The organism is Streptomyces sp. ISL-98 (assembly GCF_018614055.1).
GTDB classification, from domain to species: domain Bacteria; phylum Actinomycetota; class Actinomycetes; order Streptomycetales; family Streptomycetaceae; genus Streptomyces; species Streptomyces spiramyceticus.
On sequence record NZ_JAGGPB010000032.1, the window covers coordinates 141,407 to 158,141 of the forward strand.

At 69.5% G+C, this 16,735-nt stretch carries 17 protein-coding genes and 1 pseudogene; 13 read left to right on the forward strand and 5 right to left on the reverse strand.

Going from position 1 to position 16,735, the window contains the following annotated elements; translation table 11 throughout:
- Positions 1-122: 122 nt before the first annotated feature.
- On the forward strand, positions 123-2,624 hold the full coding sequence (locus J7I98_RS21785) for a SpoIIE family protein phosphatase (RefSeq protein ID WP_214922904.1): 2,502 nt from the start codon (positions 123-125) through the stop codon (positions 2,622-2,624).
- 20 nt (positions 2,625-2,644) lie between these two features.
- Here J7I98_RS21785 and J7I98_RS21790 read toward each other — a convergent pair whose 3' ends face one another.
- Positions 2,645-3,139, reverse strand: a complete 495-nt coding sequence (locus J7I98_RS21790) for an RNA-guided endonuclease TnpB family protein (protein WP_251020964.1) — start codon at positions 3,137-3,139, stop codon at positions 2,645-2,647.
- On the opposite strand from J7I98_RS21790, the gene J7I98_RS21795 reads away from it, so the two are divergent.
- The 6 genes from J7I98_RS21795 to J7I98_RS21820 all read left to right on the forward strand — a co-directional run bounded on the left by J7I98_RS21795 (position 3,138) and on the right by J7I98_RS21820 (position 7,914).
- Positions 3,138-3,449 (forward strand): hypothetical protein, encoded by a 312-nt coding sequence (locus J7I98_RS21795; protein ID WP_214922906.1) that lies wholly within the window; start codon positions 3,138-3,140, stop codon positions 3,447-3,449. The two genes, J7I98_RS21790 and J7I98_RS21795, sit on opposite strands and share 2 nt — an antisense overlap.
- 474 nt (positions 3,450-3,923) lie before the next feature.
- Positions 3,924-4,274 (forward strand): ANTAR domain-containing protein, encoded by a 351-nt coding sequence (locus J7I98_RS21800; protein ID WP_214922908.1) that lies wholly within the window; start codon positions 3,924-3,926, stop codon positions 4,272-4,274.
- A 407-nt stretch (positions 4,275-4,681) separates the two neighbouring features.
- Positions 4,682-5,074, forward strand: a complete 393-nt coding sequence (locus tag J7I98_RS21805; RefSeq protein WP_214922910.1) for an STAS domain-containing protein — start codon at positions 4,682-4,684, stop codon at positions 5,072-5,074.
- Between the two features lie 64 nt (positions 5,075-5,138).
- A complete protein-coding gene (locus tag J7I98_RS21810) occupies positions 5,139-5,858 on the forward strand; it encodes an ANTAR domain-containing protein (RefSeq protein ID WP_214922912.1) in 720 nt (239 codons plus the stop codon).
- A 5-nt stretch (positions 5,859-5,863) separates the two neighbouring features.
- The gene (locus J7I98_RS21815; RefSeq protein ID WP_214922914.1) at positions 5,864-6,613 is read left to right on the forward strand and encodes a GAF and ANTAR domain-containing protein; all 750 of its coding nucleotides are present in this window, start codon (positions 5,864-5,866) and stop codon (positions 6,611-6,613) included.
- Positions 6,614-6,927: 314 nt separating this feature from the next.
- Positions 6,928-7,914, forward strand: coding sequence for a YihY/virulence factor BrkB family protein (locus J7I98_RS21820; RefSeq protein ID WP_214923063.1), 987 nt, complete (start codon positions 6,928-6,930; stop codon positions 7,912-7,914).
- Between the two features lie 106 nt (positions 7,915-8,020).
- On the opposite strand, the pseudogene J7I98_RS21825 reads toward J7I98_RS21820, so the two are convergent.
- Positions 8,021-8,852 (reverse strand): annotated as a pseudogene (locus J7I98_RS21825) (ribonuclease BN).
- Between the two features lie 159 nt (positions 8,853-9,011).
- Here J7I98_RS21825 and J7I98_RS21830 point away from each other — a divergent pair.
- The 5 genes from J7I98_RS21830 (at position 9,012) to J7I98_RS21850 (ending at position 13,619) form a co-directional block, all read left to right on the forward strand.
- Positions 9,012-9,368: a PRC-barrel domain-containing protein gene (locus J7I98_RS21830; protein WP_214922916.1), complete on the forward strand. Its 357-nt coding sequence runs from the start codon at positions 9,012-9,014 to the stop codon at positions 9,366-9,368.
- 35 nt (positions 9,369-9,403) lie between these two features.
- The gene (locus J7I98_RS21835) at positions 9,404-9,574 is read left to right on the forward strand and encodes a hypothetical protein (RefSeq protein ID WP_214922918.1); all 171 of its coding nucleotides are present in this window, start codon (positions 9,404-9,406) and stop codon (positions 9,572-9,574) included.
- A gap of 435 nt (positions 9,575-10,009) precedes the next feature.
- Positions 10,010-10,297, forward strand: a complete 288-nt coding sequence (locus J7I98_RS21840; protein WP_214922919.1) for an SHOCT domain-containing protein — start codon at positions 10,010-10,012, stop codon at positions 10,295-10,297.
- Positions 10,297-11,061: an ABC transporter ATP-binding protein gene (locus tag J7I98_RS21845; protein WP_214923065.1), complete on the forward strand. Its 765-nt coding sequence runs from the start codon at positions 10,297-10,299 to the stop codon at positions 11,059-11,061. The genes J7I98_RS21840 and J7I98_RS21845 overlap by 1 nt, the downstream gene beginning before the upstream one ends.
- Positions 11,058-13,619, forward strand: a complete 2,562-nt coding sequence (locus tag J7I98_RS21850; protein WP_214922921.1) for an ABC transporter permease — start codon at positions 11,058-11,060, stop codon at positions 13,617-13,619. Before J7I98_RS21845 ends, J7I98_RS21850 begins: the two co-directional genes overlap by 4 nt.
- A 181-nt stretch (positions 13,620-13,800) precedes the next feature.
- On the opposite strand, the gene J7I98_RS21855 is transcribed toward J7I98_RS21850, so the two are convergent.
- Positions 13,801-14,334: an ATP-binding protein gene (locus J7I98_RS21855; protein WP_214922923.1), complete on the reverse strand. Its 534-nt coding sequence runs from the start codon at positions 14,332-14,334 to the stop codon at positions 13,801-13,803.
- Positions 14,335-14,500: 166 nt separating this feature from the next.
- Entirely contained in the window at positions 14,501-14,827 is a 327-nt protein-coding gene (locus J7I98_RS21860; RefSeq protein ID WP_214922926.1) for a hypothetical protein, read from the reverse strand.
- A 212-nt stretch (positions 14,828-15,039) separates the two neighbouring features.
- Here J7I98_RS21860 and J7I98_RS21865 point away from each other — a divergent pair, with 212 nt between their 5' ends.
- Positions 15,040-16,176 (forward strand): PLP-dependent cysteine synthase family protein, encoded by a 1,137-nt coding sequence (locus tag J7I98_RS21865; protein WP_214922928.1) that lies wholly within the window; start codon positions 15,040-15,042, stop codon positions 16,174-16,176.
- A 45-nt stretch (positions 16,177-16,221) separates the two neighbouring features.
- On the opposite strand, the gene J7I98_RS21870 is transcribed toward J7I98_RS21865, so the two are convergent.
- Positions 16,222-16,725, reverse strand: a complete 504-nt coding sequence (locus J7I98_RS21870) for an SRPBCC family protein (protein WP_214922935.1) — start codon at positions 16,723-16,725, stop codon at positions 16,222-16,224.
- Positions 16,726-16,735 lie beyond the last annotated feature (10 nt).

The following is a 16,735-nucleotide window of genomic DNA, read 5'->3' on the forward strand; positions in this document are numbered from 1 at the left end:
GGCCCTGGCCTTCTTCGAGAAGGGTGTCCCGGGACAGCGGAGGGCGCTGCGATCTGTGATCAGCGAGTCTCGCTGGGTTGCCATATTGGGCCGGTTGGGCTAGCTCCGCGCACACTGGGATTATGCGCGGGACGATCGCCGGCGAGACGGCGGAGCGCGAGGATCTGCTTGCTGCGGCCGTCGTCAAAGCCGTCGCAGGAACTGGCGCGCACGCCGGGAGTGTCTTTCTCCGCTCCGGCGACCGCCGCTCGATCGTGCTCGCCGCGACGTGCGGGGTGCCACCTTCCCTGCTGGGCGGCTGGCGCTTCATTCCGGTGACCAGCCCCATCCCGGTCGCCGTGGCGTACAGCTCCGGGCGCACGGTACACCTGGCCGACGCCGACGAGACGATGCGCCGGTTTCCCCAGCTCGCGGTGGCTCTGCCGCACTCCTTCGGCTCCTGCTCCGTGCCGGTGGGCGCACAGGGGGAGACCTTCGGGGCACTGGCCGTCGTCTGGGGGGCGTCTCAGGGTGGCGAAGGGCTGTCCAAGGCCCAGCGCCGCCAGGTGCGCACCATCGCCAACCGGCTCGGCGCTTCCTTCGCCGCCCTCCGGGCCCGTACCGGCGATCCCGTCGAGTGCGACCCGCAGACGGTTCCCGTCGAGTCCCCGGCTCCCTCGGAATCGGCTGTACGGGTCGGGTTGTTCGACTGGGACCTCGTCGCCGGCACCTTCACCCTGGACGACGAGCTCTGCGCGATCTTCGGTATCGACCCGCGCGCTTTCGACGGACGAGCCGAAACGCTTGCTTCCCGCCTGCACCCCGGTGACCTCGCTGCCTTCCGGGCCGCGGCCCGCGCGGCAGCTGACGAGGGCCGGATCAACGGACGGCGGCTGCGCATACGAGAGCGAACGGGCGGCGGCGAGGGGTACCGGACCGTCGAGCTGTGGGGCCGCGTACCGGAGCCTGACGACACGCGGGCGCGCACCCATCTGGTCGGCGCGGTCGTCGACGCGCGGGCCGGCAGTGCGGCCGTCGCCGCGGTCGAGCGGCTGCGGGACGGGCTCTTCTCCCTCGCTCCCGACGGACGGATCAGCCACGCCAACCACAGGCTTGAGCAGCTGCTGGGCTTGCGCGGCGACGAGCTGCTGGGCCAGTGCCTCTGGGACGTGCTGCCGTGGCTGTCCGACCCCGATTTCGAGTACCGGCACCGGTCCGCGATGATCTCGCAGGCGCCGGTCTCCTTCCTTGCATGCCGCCCGCCCGACCGGTGGCTCGCCTTCTACCTCCATCCGGAGGCGGACGGGGTTACCGGCCGGGTGGTCCCCGTGGGGCGTCCTGCCCCGGCCGCGAGGGCACCTGCTGCCCCGGCCGCGACAGCAGCACCTGCCCCATCGGCCGTGCCGGCACCCGCTGCCGCATCGGCGCGCCTGGGCGTCATGTATCACGTCCTGCAACTGGGCAGCGCGCTGACCGAGGCAGTCACCGTCCGCGAAGTCTGCGACGTCGTCGCCGACCAGCTTCTCCCGGCCTTCGGCGGCCAGCAGCTGGCGATCTACATGGTTCGCGAGGGAACGATGCACCTGCTGTTCCACACCGGCCACCACGCGAACTTCCTCGACTGGCTGGAGGGCGTGCCTCTGCACGCCCGCCTCCCCGGTACGGAGGCCCTGACCTCCGGGGCTCCGCTTTTCATCGAGTCGCGGCAGGACCTGTCCCAGGGATACCCGGACATCCCCACGGGCGAGGTGAACTCCTGGGCGTATCTGCCGCTGATCGCCTCCAGCCGCCCCGTCGGCACCTGCGTTCTCGGCTTCGACGAGACCCATCCGTTCACCGCGAAGGACCGCGGCGTCCTCACCGCACTTGCCGGGCTGATCGCCCAGGCCCTGGAACGAGCGCGGCTCTACGACTCGGAATTCGCCCTCGCCCGTGGTCTGCAGCAGGCCCTCCTGCCGCACCGGCTGCCGGCAGTCCCGGGCGTCCGCACCACCGCGCGCTATCTGCCCGGCACCAGCGGAATGGACATCGGCGGCGACTGGTACGACGTCATCCTCACCGGTGACGGAGTGTCTTTCGTCATCGGAGACGTGGAGGGGCACAGCATCGCTGCCGCGGCCACCATGGCTCAACTGCGCAGTGCTGTAAGGGCCTTCGCGGCGGTGGGTCATACGCCCGGTGACGTGGTGGCGGGCGCCAACCAGACCCTCATCGACCTCGATGCCGGGCTGCTGGCCAGCTGCTGCTACATCCGTTTCGAACCCCGCCGCCACCAGGCGTACGCCGTCAGTGCCGGCCACCTCCCGCCACTGCTTCGCCGCCCCGACGGGACGACCGACGTCCTCGACCTGGACATCGGCCCTCTCCTCGGTGTGGATCGCGCGAGCGCCTATCCGGGAACCCGGATCGGCCTCCCGCCGGGCTCCGTACTCGCCCTCTACACGGACGGCTTGGTCGAGGAGCGCGGCACCGACATCGACGTGGGGATCGACCGCCTGCGGGCATCCCTGGCCCACGCCCGCGCGGACTCACTGGACGAACTCGCCGACCGGCTTCTGCGCGACGCTCGGCGCTCCTCGTACCGCGCCGACGACATCGCCCTGCTGCTCACCGAGTACGGTCCGTTGACGTCCTCCCCCTCATGAATGAGGGGGATTGCCCTTTTTCAGGGGTTTCGGCCGGTTGCCCGGCTTACGGGTTCCTGCTTCAGGGACCGGCTGATGCCGAGGTCTCCACAGGCTGAGACGGCAAGCCCTGCCGCCTTGATGTTGAGGGCCGCGTTCACGTCAGCGTGTGCAGTGTGGCCGCAGGCACGGCACCGGAAGACCGCTTGGCTCTCGCGGTTTTCCGGTGCCGTGTGCTTGCAGGCGTGGCACTGCTGCGACGTGTACGCGGGACTGACCTTCGCCACGACGCTGCCCGTGTACCGGGCGGCGCTGGTGAGGGCGAGTTCGAGACGATGCCATCCCTTATCGAGGATGACCCGGTTCAGGCCCCGTTTCTGGGCGACGTTCACGCCCGGCGCCGCCACGGTGTGCGAGGTCGACGCAGACATGTTCCTCGTCTTGAGGTCTTCCAGCACTACCAGGGCGTTGCGGGCGGTGATCCGGTTCGCTGTCCACGCGCAGAAGTCGCCGCGCCGGTCTGTGACCCTGCCCATGATCCGGTTCATCGCCGCGATCGTCTTACGCCGGTTGACGCTGCCTCGCTTGCCCGGCTACAGCGTCGTCGAGCTACACAGAAGCAGGCGACGCAACGCGCTCTTGCGGCACTGGCTCGATTCGGTCCCAGCGATCGACAGACCTGATGGCATCGAGGTCGGCATCGGAGAGTCGATTTGTGACGAGGCAGGTCCGGACACCGATGCGCAAGGTGTGCTTCCGTCGGAGCGCGGTCGCTTCTCGATGATGCCGGGGCCGGCGACGGGGGGCTGGCCGCACCGCGCACGCCAGTCGTCGCCGCACTTCTGAAAGGGCGTCAAGTCTCCATGCAGCCATCGTGATACGGGCTGACACGGGGCGCTATCCGCAACCTTTGGTCAGGACTATGCTGTTGAGTGAGGCCCCGGTCCCTGGCAGCGATGTCTTGTTGCGCTCCGGGAAGGGTCGCCGTGTTCGTCTTGCTTCTCATCCTCATCGTGGTCCTGTTCGGTCTCGGCTTCCTCAGCCCCGTCTGGTGGGTGGCAGCAGCCGTTCTCATCTTCGGTCTCGTGCACTACGGCCGCGGGGGCGCCAGGGGCGGGGCCCGTGGCGGCGATTCCGATTACCGGGATTACCGGGACCGTCAGGACCGTTGGGACCGCCGGTACAGGCGGCAGCGCCGGGGCGGCTGGGACCGTCGGGACCGTGAACATCACAGGTGACCGATGGGGCGGACTGCCTTCCAGGCGTGCCAACGGCTTTCGCCCAGGCCGGACGTGCTGACTGCGCTGCGAGGTACACACCATGCGTCAGACGATCACGGTTCATGAAGAGCAGCGGGCTGTGACGACTGTGGGCGTGGTGGCAGACGCTGCTCTGGTCGTGGAAATTCTTGCACTGCGTGCCGAGAACAAGCAGTTGGGGCAGGCGCTGGTCAGCCACGCGGTGATCGACCAGGCGTGCGGGATGGTGATGGCCCTGGCGCCGTGTTCCAGTGACGGGGCCTGGAATCTGCTGGTGGACGTGTCGCAGCACTGCAACGTCAAACTCAGGGACGTAGCTGCGGCCCTGGTCGCCACGACGGAGGGCAAGAAGCTCCCGCAGGAGATGCAACGGGAGTGGCGTCGTGCGTTGCGGTGCCTTCGTGCGGCGTAGTGGCGGTGGACTGCTCGCGCGTCCACAGGTGGCACCGGTCGGTGAGTGAGCCCTTGGGGCCGTACGCCGAGGAGGTGCCGCGGGGTCGGTGGAACGCGGTGACCGAGGAACGGCTGTTGGGGGGGGTGGGCGCACGGGCTATGCTGCGATGGACGTCCCAGACCCCGGCGTGACCCATGCTGTTGTCGTGCTCGTGCCTGCGGGGAGTGGACGACTCGTCTGGATCACCACAGGCCCACCTTCGAGGCGAAGCCGGTCGGTTTCACGGCCCTGGAAACAGGGTTGCCATCCGTCGCTTTTGCCTGACCTGTAAAGGCGTCCGACCACGGGGAATACGCGCCAGGTTAAGCCGAAATTTAAGGCCCGCCCAGCGGTGCACCAGGTGGTCACATAGGAACTGAGGCACTATGCCTGTTCTGTCAAGCTTGAACCTCCACCGGCACGACCGAGGAAGCCACGCGACCATCACCCTGGCGGGTGAACTCGACCTGGAGACGGCACCCTCCGTGCGCGTGATGATCGAGGACTGTCTGCGGGACGGAATCCGTACGCTCGACATCGACCTGACCCTTCTCACCTTCTGCGATGTCAGCGGCCTCAATGCCTTCCTGGCCACCGCTCGGCTCACCACCACAGCTGAGGGTTCGCTGTGCCTGCGCCACCCGAGTCCGATGCTGACCCGACTCCTGGATCTGACCGCCACCGGGTTCCTCCTGTACGACCGGCCTCTGGTACCCGCGCCGCCTGTCGCCATTACGGACGACCTGGCTGCCGCGCGTCCCACGTCGCTGGCCTCGTGACCGGGCCCGGGAGCACGACCAAGAGCCCGCCCGACGCAGGTGGCACGGGGCGAGGTGGTGGTGGGTGATCAGTGACCGCATGGTCGGGGTTCTGCGTCTGCTGCAGTCCGACGACGGCTCCGGCCAGGTCGCCGATGTCGCCGCGGCCGGCGCCGCCGCGTTGGGCGTGGACGGCCTCGCGGTCTCCCTGGTCACCGAGGGCGACCTCACCGAGCTCCTGTGGTGCTCTGACGCCGCGACGCGCCGCTTCGAGGACCTTCAGCTCACCCTCGGGGAGGGCCCTGGGCCCGACGCGGCCCGCACCGGCGCGATGGTGTGGGTGCCCGACCTGGCCGGCGTTCGCCTTGCGCGCTGGCCCGCGCTGGCCATGGAGGCCCCCGGCCTGCCGGCCCGGGCGGTCTTCTGCTTCCCGATGGGGATCGGCGCGATCCGCACCGGCGTCCTGACCGCCGTACGCCGCACCCCGGGCCCGCTGACCGCACAGCAGGCCGACGACGCGCTGATCCTGGCCGACGCGCTCACCGCCCGGTGCCTGGGCAGTGGCGAGCCCCCCGTGGACGGCTCGCCCGCCGGCACCCTGCAGCACGCTGTGATCCACCAGGCGACGGGCATGGTCAGCGTCCAACTCTCCCTGTCCCTGCCCCAAGCCTTGCTGCGGCTGCGCGCGCATGCTTACAGCAGTGCGCGCTCCATCACCGACATCTCCCAGGACGTGGTGGACCGGCGGCTTCGCCTGGACCACAACGGCAACGGCACGCCCCCGACCGTCGTAGACAAGGACTGATCGACATGCCCCGCGAACAACGGCTCACCGAGGTCTTCGTGGAAGTCGCCGACTCCCTGACCGACGACTTCGACCTCATCGACTTCCTCCAGCAGCTCTCGGTGCGCTGCATGGAACTGCTGGACGTGGCGGCGGTCGGCATCCTGCTGGCCGACCAGCACGACACCCTGCAGACCATCGCCGCCTCCGACGAACACACCCGACTGCTCGAACTCTTCGCCCTGCAGCACGACCAAGGCCCCTGCGTGGAGTGCTACAAGAGCGGCCACGCCCGCACCAACATCAACCTCACCGATCCGAAAGCCACGGAGAGCTGGCCGCAGTTCGCCACCCGCGCCCACGAGACCGGGTTCGTGGCCACCAACGCACTCCCGCTGCGGCTACGCGGCCGCGTGATCGGCGCACTCTCCCTGTTCCAGACCGACCCCGACCCCCTCAGCGACCAGGACATCACCCTCGCCCAGGCCCTGGCAGACATCGCGACCATCGCCATCCTGCAGCAGCGCACCCTGGACCACAGCCACATCGAGCGTGCCCAACTCCAGTACGCCCTCACCAGCCGCATCGTCCTGGAACAGGTCAAGGGCATCCTCGCGGAACGCTGGCACATCTCACTCGACGACGCGTTCACCGCCTTCCGCTCCTACGCCCGCGCCCACCAACGTCAGCTCGCACAGCTCGCTCGCGAGATCGCCGACGGCGACTTCGACACCACCCTGATCCCCCACCCGGCCACCGCATCCCCCCGGCGCTGAGCGGCGCGTCATGTGCGCGCTTCGTTGCAACGGCACGACGGATGCGAGCACTCGTACGACGAGCTTGTGGTTAACCATCCGCGGAACGGCATGCTGAATCAGCACTCCGACGACGACGAGTGGCAGCAGGAGGTCGTCGGACGTCGCCCCAGTGCTTCGCGGTTCGTCGGTGTTCGGCGTCGATGGTGAAGGCGTCCTGTCAAGCGAGGGTGCCCCTTGTCGCGCCTTCGCACCTGTCGGCCTGAGCCGCTTCGGCTTCCCTGCCCTGGTGAGCTCATCGTCTCGGTGCGTACGCTTGTGAGTGGGTGACCACCATGGAATGGCTGACCAGGTTGCCCGGGATTGGGCCCATGATTGCGCGGCTGATGCGTACGCACGTGTGGCGCGCGTACGAGCGGGTGGCCTCGGCCCACTGGGCCCGGCTTGCCGCCGCCGTCACCTTCACCAGTTTCGTTGCGCTCTTTCCGCTGGTCACCGTCGCCGCGGCGATCAGCGCCAAGCTGCTGAGCGACGACCAGCTCGGGAAACTCCAGGACAAGATCGCCGACCAGGCGCCGGGGTTTTCCGACCTGCTGGACCTGGACAGTCTCGTCGCGCACGCCGGGGCCGTCGGGCTCATCGCGGGCGCGCTGCTGCTTGTGATCGGCATCAACTGGGTCGGCGCCCTGCGCGGGTGCCTGCGTGCGGTGTGGGAGAAGGAGCAGGACCCTGGAAATCCGATCCTGCTCAGGGTCAAGGACACCGTTGTGCTGGTCGGTCTCGGCGTGGTCGGGCTGGTTGCGCTCGGCAGTTCGGTGTTCGCGAACAGTGCGGTTGGCTGGGCCGCCGACAGGGTCGGGATCGAGGGCGGGGCGGGACGGGCGCTGCTGTTCTTCGCGGGTCTGGCCATCGCCCTGCTCGTCGATTTCCTGCTGCTGGTCTACGTGCTCACCCGGCTGGCGCGGGTGCATCCGGGTCGGCGCGCGGTCGTGGTGGCCGGTCTGATCGGTGCGGTGGGCTTCGAGCTGCTCAAGCTGTTGCTGACCGGCTATCTGCAGGGCGTCGCGGGGAAGAGCATGTACGGCGCCTTCGCTGTGCCGGTCGCCGTCGTTCTGTGGATCAACCTCATGGCCAGGCTGCTGCTGTACTGCGCAGCTTGGACGGCGACGGCGACGGCGACGGCGGCGGGGACGGGGACTGCGGTGCAGTCCAGCGAAGCAGCCGCAGACGGCCCGGGTCCCGGGACCGAACCCGCAGTGAGCGACACACCCCGGCGGGCAGCGGAAAGCAGCGGCCCTCAAACGACACCGCGCAGGCCCTGATGCGCGAGCTGTCCACGTCCCGCTCCGGCGGGAGTGCCCACCGACACCCACAGGAGGGGCTTGAGCTCCTGCCCGAGTCAGGCGTGACCAAATCCAGATCCGCATCTCATCCTCGCCGTTTCAGTGCGTGTGCCGCGCGTGGGATCTCCTCGTGCAGCAGCCGGCCGGCCAGGGCACCACCGAAGACGACGACGCCCACGCCCACCGCCAGGACTGGATGACCAGGACGGTTCCAATGGCCCCGTAGCTGACGGCGTTTGATGCGATCAACGGAGAGAAGACGAGCCGGGAGAAGACCCTCAGACCGAGCAGCCCGATCACGGTGGCCACCGCGCCGGGAAACAGGGCGCGCCAGCGGACCCGCCCGCCGAGCAGCATGCGCTGGGATTACCAGATGAATAGGACGGCGCTCAGCGACGCGACGGCCCCACCCGCCAGGGGCTCGCGCCGCAGAGTGGTGGTGGCGGAGACGAAGAGGTAACCGGTGAGGACACCGAGCCACACCACATGCCGCCACCTGGCCCCCAGCGAGCTGGGGGCAAGTCCCAGACCTTCTCGTAGCCGGTCTGCACCGCCGCCCCGAAGGTCAGGCCGAACACGGCGAGGGCGGCGATGCCGAACGCGGTCGTGGTCCGCAGCGCCTGGCCAGGCCGGGTGAACAACTGCTCGACCTGTTCGCTGGAGGCCGTCGACACGCCGAGCCCTTCCCCCAGCCACTGCGCGAACCCCCGCCCGTGCTTGGGATCACCCGAGGAGACAATGATCAGCAGCGGCACAAGCGTGAGGAACCCCAGCGCCGCGAAGCCCAGGGCGCGCTGCCACAGTTCGATATCGCTGCCCCGCCGCCATCCCCGTGCGACTGGGGAATGGCTGATCGCGCGGCCTAGCCGTCCGAACAGAGATGCACGGCCTGCTGCATTGGATGGCTTCATCGGCATGCCTGTCGACTACCACGGTCGATACCGTTGCCGCGCGGGGGCACGACGCGCGGGTTCCCGGATAGCCTGGGAGAGTAAAAAGGCAGATCGATCTTGACTGGTTGCGACCCGTCTGTCACGGTTCGCATCGGCCGGGTGAACGGCTCAGGAGGGCGCGCCATGATCCAGGCAGCCGATATCCGTGAGTGGCGCAACCGCAACGTCGTCGATCCGAAGGGCCACAAGGTAGGCGTGCTCGAAGCGATCTACGTGGACACCACCACCGACGAGCCGGCCATGGCTACGGTCCGGACCGGAGTCCCCACCCGTCACCGCCTGGTCTTCGTGCCCCTTGGCGACGCGATCCTCGGGCCGGACTACCTCAAGGTCTCCTACGCCAGGGCACTGGTGAAGAAGGCGCCCTCGGTCGGCATGGACGACATCCTGCCCGCCGAGGCAGAGGAAGCGATCTTCCAGCACTACGACATGACCTACCAGCCTGGAGCCGGCGGCGAGAGGCAACTCGCGCGCCGCTGACCGCCCGCGCTCCGTTCGAAGGAGGCGTCCGCGTCATGACTCTCTTCCTGCTCCTCGTCCTGGTGGCCGTCGTGCTGGGAATCATCGGCGCGGTGGCAGAGGGCCTGGGCTATCTGCTGATCATCGGCATCGTGCTCCTCGTGGCCGACCTGGCCTTCATCGCCGTGCGATGGTCCCAGCGCTCTGATCGGCGCCCCATCCGATGACGCCGGCAGGTAACTGCCCCTTTGTGACAGCGAATTCGCACACCCCACATATTGACTGGCACAGCTCACAGAGAATGCGTCTCATTATTCGAGACGATCGATCACCGGTGAGGTGTGAATGGCGCACCAGGACCCTTCGGGGCAGGGTGTTTTTGCGAGATGGGGCACGCGGAAGGTGCGGAGGCCCCGGAGAGGTCTAGACAACAAACAGGGCCCCGGTCTCTGACCAGGGCCTTCGTTGTGGAGCGGGTGACGAGAATCGAACTCGCGCTCTGAGCTTGGGAAGCTGCGCGCCGGAAGCAGTCGCGCACGCCCCGCCTACTCCCTCCGTGGTACGTGCACTGCCGCTGGCCGTACGACGACCCGGACCCCCTCCCCGAGCCACTCTCGGTAGCGACAAGGAAGTACGCAGATCGCACCGAGGAGCTGACCGACATGAACACCCTCGCGCACGAAGGACCCGGCCCGTGGATCCTTCTCTTTCCGCTCATCTGGGCGGCCGTCGTCGTCGGCGTCGTCACCGTGCTGCGTCGTACCGTGTGGCGTGGGCGCCGTGGGCCCTGGCGGGCAGACGCCGGCCGCGGCCCGCACAGTGAGAGCTCGCCGATCGCCATGCTCGGGCGCCGCTTCGCCTCCGGGGAGATCGACGAGGAGGAGTACTGGCGTCGGCTCTCCGTACTGGACGAGCAGTTCGGCCGTACGTCGAAGGACGGTGTGGCGTGATCAGCACCGACACGACGGTCCGTACCGATACCGCCGCCCGCGTCGTCGACGCCGTCAAGGTCTACGGCAAGGGCGACACCGAAGTCAGGGCCCTGGACGGGGTGAGCGTCGGCTTTCCGGCCGGGCGGTTCACTGCCATCATGGGGCCCTCCGGGTCCGGCAAGTCCACGCTGATGCACTGCGCGGCCGGGCTCGACACGCTCACCTCGGGGTCCGCCTTCATCGGGCCCACCGACCTGAGCGCGCTCGACGACCGCAGGCTCACGCTGCTGCGCCGCGAGCGCATCGGGTTCGTCTTCCAGGCGTTCAATCTGATCCCCACCCTGACTGTCGCCGAGAACATCACGCTGCCCATGGACCTCGCGGGCACCCGCGCCGACCAGGAGTGGACCGACGCGCTCGTGGACGTCGTCGGGCTGCGCGACCGGCTGCACCACCGGCCGAGCGAGCTCTCCGGCGGTCAGCAGCAACGCGTCGCCGTGGCCCGCGCGTTCGCCGGCCGCCCCGACGTCGTCTTCGCCGACGAGCCGACCGGCAACCTCGACTCGCGGTCCGGCGAGGAGGTGCTGCGCCTCCTCGGCCGGGCGGTGCGCCAGATGGACCGTACGGTCGTCATGGTCACCCACGACCCGGTCGCCGCCGCCCACGCCGACGAGGTCGTCTTCCTCGCCGACGGGCGTCTCGTCGACCGCATGGAATCGCCCACCGCCGAACGCGTGCTCGACCGCCTCAAGGCTTTCGACGTCAGGGGGGTGACGACATGAGTTCCGTCAGGACGTCCGTACGGCTGAGCATGTCTTCCCTGCGCGGCCACAAGCGGCGCTTCGCCGGTACGTTCACCGCCGTGCTGCTCGGAGTCGCCTTCCTGGCGGGCACGCTCGTCATGGGCGACACCCTGCGCGGCAGCTTCGACACGATGTTCGGCAACGCCACCGGCGGTACGGACGCGGTTGTCCGCAGCTCCAACGTCGTCGGGGAGGGCCAGGGGACGCGGCAGGCTGTCCCCACCTCGCTCGTCACAACGGTCGAGGAGGCTCCGGGCGCCGCGGCCGCCGTACCCAGCATCCAGGGCGCGGGCCGGCTCATCGGCTCCGACGGCGAGCCCATCGGTGGCGAGGGCCCGCCCACCACCGCCGGCAACTGGATCGACGACCCCGAGCTCAACCCGTACGAACTCGCCGAAGGGCGCGCACCCAGCGCGACCGGCGAGGTCGTCGTCAACCGGGGAGCGGCCGAGGACGGTGGTCTCAAAGTCGGTGACACGACCGTGCTGCGCACCCCCGACCCGGTGCGCGTGACGGTGGTCGGCCTGGCCACCTTCGGCGGCGAGGACGGCATGGGCGAGGTCACCTTCACCGGGATGACGCGCGCCGACGCGGAGAAATACCTCACGCCGAAGCCGGGCGAGGCGTCGAACATTCAGGTACGGGCAGGGCCCGGGACCAGTCAGCAGGAGCTTGTGGACGCGCTGGCCCCCGTACTGCCGGAGGGGGTTGAGGCGATCACTGGCGAGCAGTCGACCGCGGAGAACCAGGACGCCATCTCCGGCCAGTTCCTGAGCCTCTTCACCACCCTGCTGCTCGTCTTCTCCGGCATCGTGCTGCTGGTCGCGACCTTCTCCATCCACAACACCTTCGCGATCGTCGTCGCCCAGCGCACCCGCGGGAACGCCCTGCTGCGCGCCCTCGGCGCCTCCCGCCGCCAGGTCCTCGGCTCGACACTCGCCGAGGCGACCGTCGTCGCGGTGATCGCATCCGCGGCCGGGCTGCTCGGCGGCATCGGCATGGCCGCCGGCCTCCAGGCACTCTTCCCCGCCATCGGATTCCCCTTCCCGGAGGGCGACTTGGTGGTCAGCGGCGTCTCGATGCTGCTGCCGCTCGTCGTCGGCGTCCTCGTATGCCTCGGCTCCGCACTGCTGCCGGCCGTCCGCGCCGGACGCACCGCACCGCTCGCCGCGCTGCGCGAAACCGCCGTCGACGACTCCGGCGCGTCCAGGTCGCGTGGCGTCGCCGGTACGGGTCTGGGCCTGGCCGGGGTCGGCATCATCCTCGTCGGGGTGCTGGCCAGCCCGTCCGTGTGGCTCGCGGGGGCCGGCGCGGTGCTCGCGCTCGTCGCCTTCGTGATCCTCGGGCCGGTCGCAGCGTCGTACGCCGTACGAGTACTCGGCCGCCCACTCGACCGGCTGCGCGGCGTCACGGGCGGCCTGGCCAAGCGCAACGCGCTGCGCAGCCCGAAGCGCACCGCGGCGACCGCCACCGCGCTGATGATCGGCGTCGCCGTCGTGTCCCTGTTCACGGTCTTCGGCGCCTCGCTGAAGGCGACGATGGACCAGACGGTGGCCCGCTCCTTCGCGGGCGATGTCGCGATCAGCGCACCGGCGTTCGGCGCGGGCGGCAGCGGACTCAGCCCGAAGCTCGGTCCCGCCATCGCGGAGCTGCCCGAGGTGGCGGCCACGGTCGCACTCGGCCAGGGCGTGGCGGACGTCGACGGCGGGGGACGGCAGCTGACCGTCACCGACCCGGCCGCGCTGGCCAAGGGCTTCGACCTCGGCACGGTCGAAGGATCGCTCGACGGCCTCGGTGCCGAGGGCCTCGCCGTATCGCGGTCCGAGGCGGACAAGAAGGGGTGGCGGCCGGGCAGCACCACCGAACTCGCGTTCACGGACGGCCGGAAACAGACCTTCACCGTCCGCGCCGTCTTCGAACGGTCCGAGCTGCCGGGCGACTACGTCATCAGCCGCGAAGCCTGGGCCCCGCACCGCGGACAGGACTCCGACACCCTCGTCGCCGTCACCTTCAAGGGCGGCGTGACGGACGCGGACGGCACGGCAGCGGTCGAGAAGACTGCGGCGGCGTACGGCGATCCCGAGGTGCAGACCCGCGACGAGTACGCCCAGTCCGCGGCCGGCGCCATCGACATGATGCTGACGCTGATCTACGCACTGCTGGCCCTCGCCGTCCTGATCGCGCTGCTCGGCATCGCCAACACCCTCACCCTTGCGATCCACGAACGGACCAGGGAACTCGGCCTGCTGCGCGCGGTCGGCCAGACCAGGGCGCAGCTGCGCGCCATGGTCCGCTGGGAGTCGGTGCTGGTCGCCGCCTTCGGTACGGCGGGCGGCCTGGCACTCGGCGCCTTCCTCGGGTGGGTGCTGGTGAAGGCCTCCGAGGGCGCGGGCGACACCGCCTTCGCGTTCGCGCTGCCGCTGCTCCAGCTGGCGGTGGTCGCGCTGGTTGGCCTGACCGCCGGCGCCCTCGCGGGCTGGCGCCCGGCCCGCAGGGCGGCACGCCTGGACGTACTGCGCGCGATCGCCACGGAGTGAGGTGCTGCCAGTGCGGGCCCGGCCCGCACCAGGTTGAGGCCGGTAGCGCGCAGGCCACTCCGGTTAGGCCGGTAGTGCGGCCCGCGCCCGGCTGAGGCCAATCACGTGGGCCCGCACGCCCGTGAACGCCGGTCGTGCGGGCCCCCGATGGCAGCCCGTGGTGCGCGCCTCGCCCGACCCGTCAGCCGACCACGGCCGACCGGGCGGGCGTATGTGCGTGCGTCGCCTCGACGACTTCGTGAGCAGCGTCGTCCTGGGAGAACGGTCCGTCGGTCGTCGCCCCGTACACGGGGTAGGAGGACAGCGCCACAACGGGGGAGGGCGGTGCGGGCAGTGTGAACCACACGACCTTCCCGGCATCGCCCTGCGGGCGTACACCCCAGCTCTCGCTGAACGCCTCTATCAGAGCGAGCCCGCGCCCGCTCGTTTCACCCGCGTCGGCCGCACGGACCGTGGGCAGACGCGGATCGTGGTCGTGGACGGACACCGTGAGGCGGTCGAGCAGCAGCTCGATCTTCACCGTGCATGTCTTGTCCGGCTCTGCGTGCCGGTGGACGTTGGTCAGCAATTCGGTGACGCCGAGCGCCGCCTGGTCGATCAAGGTATCGAGATGCCAGTAGCGCAATTGCGCCGAGATGATTCTGCGGACCTGACCGATCCGCGACGGCAGGGCCTGGAGCTCCACCGTGCAGTGCCTGCTTGGCTGGCTGATCACGGCTGCGACTCCCCGAAATCGGTCCGGAAGAAGACGAAGAACGGATCCAGCAGTTGCTGGCTGCTGTGTGGTCCGGCGGACTGGATCTCAGCGTCACCGCCGTTGCACCCTGAGTGATGTGAGATCAGGGTGACCCAGGTCATACTGCTCCGCAACTCGCATCACATCAGTCACGTGCACCCCGCGTGTCGCGGGCGCTGCGAATGGCCTCCAGAAGCCGGCCCGCCAGCTCTTCACCCTTCGGGGTGCGCCCGTGCTTCCCCATGATGAGCCGGTACCGGGTTCCGTTGACCGTCGCCACCGTGCTGTCCTCCCCGGCGTACCAGGGTTTCCCCGCACTCACAGAGCCCAGCGGCGCACTGTCGATCTCGCGCCCGTTGCTCGTCAGCAGCACCAGCCTGCCGTCTTTGACCAGCACCTGGCCGGCCTTGGTGAGTGAGCGGGGCCAACGCTCGATCCGTACGCCCGTCGCGCTGAACTCGGGCTCCGCCATGCCACTTCGCCCCCTTCGCGCATAGGTCCTGGGGGGCAGTCTGCACAAACGTGGGCGTACGCACCAGAGCACCTCGCCCATCAACAAGGGATCCCTATGGATGCCCAAAGTCAACGTTTGTGCAGGTGAGAGGCTTAAAGTGGCGGGTGGGAGACGTGAGTCCCGAGGTGGAACCAGCTGCCGCGGGGACGCTACGACGAGGAGTGGCCCGCATGAGCACCACTGACCAGGCACGCGGCGGCGACGCCGCCATGGCGACCATCGATGTGGACCGCAGCGACGCGGAGTACCGGGCGTGGCTGAAAGAAGCCGTCCGTAAGGTCCAGGCCGACGCCAACCGCTCCGCCGACACGCACCTGCTGCGCTTCCCGCTGCCCGAGCAGTGGGGGATCGACCTGTACCTCAAGGACGAGTCCACCCACCCGACCGGCAGCCTCAAGCACCGGCTCGCCCGCTCGCTCTTCCTGTACGGCCTGTGCAACGGCTGGATCAGACCCGGCAAACCGGTCATCGAGGCGTCCAGCGGCTCGACCGCGGTCTCCGAGGCGTACTTCGCGAAGCTGATCGGCGTGCCGTTCATCGCCGTGATGCCGCGCACCACCAGCCCCGAGAAGATCCGCCTGATCGAATTCCACGGCGGGCAGTGCCACTTCGTGGACGACTCGCGGAAGATGTACGAAGAGTCGGCCGCCCTCGCGGTCGAGTCCGGCGGCCACTACATGGACCAGTTCACGTACGCGGAACGGGCCACCGACTGGCGCGGCAACAACAACATCGCCGAATCCATCTACCAGCAGCTGAAGTTGGAGCGCTACCCGGAACCGGCCTGGATCGTCGCGACCGCCGGGACCGGCGGCACATCGGCCACCATCGCGCGCTATGTGCACTACATGCAGCACGACACCCGCATCTGCGTCCCGGACCCGGAGAACTCCTGCTTCTTCGACGGCTGGACCCGCCGCGACCCGCTCGCCGCCAGCGACTGCGGCTCGCGCATCGAAGGCATCGGCAGGCCCCGGATGGAGCCCAGCTTCGTGCCCGGCGCCATCGACCGGATGATGAAGGTCCCGGACGCGGCGAGCGTCGCGGCCGTACGCGCGCTGGACAGGGCCATCGGCCGGAAGGCGGGCGGCTCCACCGGTACGGGGCTGTGGAGCGCACTGAAGATCATCGCAGGGATGGTCGCGGAGGGGCGCAGGGGCAGTGTCGTCACGCTGCTCTGCGACCCGGGCGAGCGCTACCTCGACAAGTACTACTCGGACGCCTGGCTCGCCGAACAGGGCCTGGACATTGCGCCGTACGCCGCCGCGATCGACGAATTCCTGGCCACCGGCGAGTGGACCTGCTGACCGGCCCCTGCTGACCGGTCCTGCCGAAGGGATACGGGTAGGGGCTCAGGCGGCTGCCGACGCAAGTCGCCGGTCCAGGCTGCGTACCGCGTCCCGGAACGCCCGCCCCAGCCCCGCCCGGCCGACCCGCAACGCCAGCCGCAGCGGCGCGGGGCCGTCCGCCGCGAACGTCCACTGCACGCGCGTACCGGTACCAGTACCAGGTCCAGCACCAGTACCGACCGGAGCGATCCGCCACTCCTCCAACAGGGCGCGCAGGCCGGGAGCGTTGGTCTCGTCGACGCGGTACGCGTACCGCTCGCCGGGCTCCGCCGCCAGGATCGTCTCCTGGAAGCGCGTCCCGCCCTTGAGCCGCACCTCGCGCCCCGCGCCGCCCGCCGTGGGCCGGGCCAGCGTCACTGCGGCGAACCAGCTGGGCCAGGCATCGACGTCCTCCGCGAGCGCCCGGTACACAGCTTCGGGCGGTGCGGACACCTCGGCGGTGAAGACCAGGCGCAGCGGCGCGGTTTCTACGAAGTCGAGCTCGACAGGGCGGAGTCGGCGTGCCATGGAACCTGCA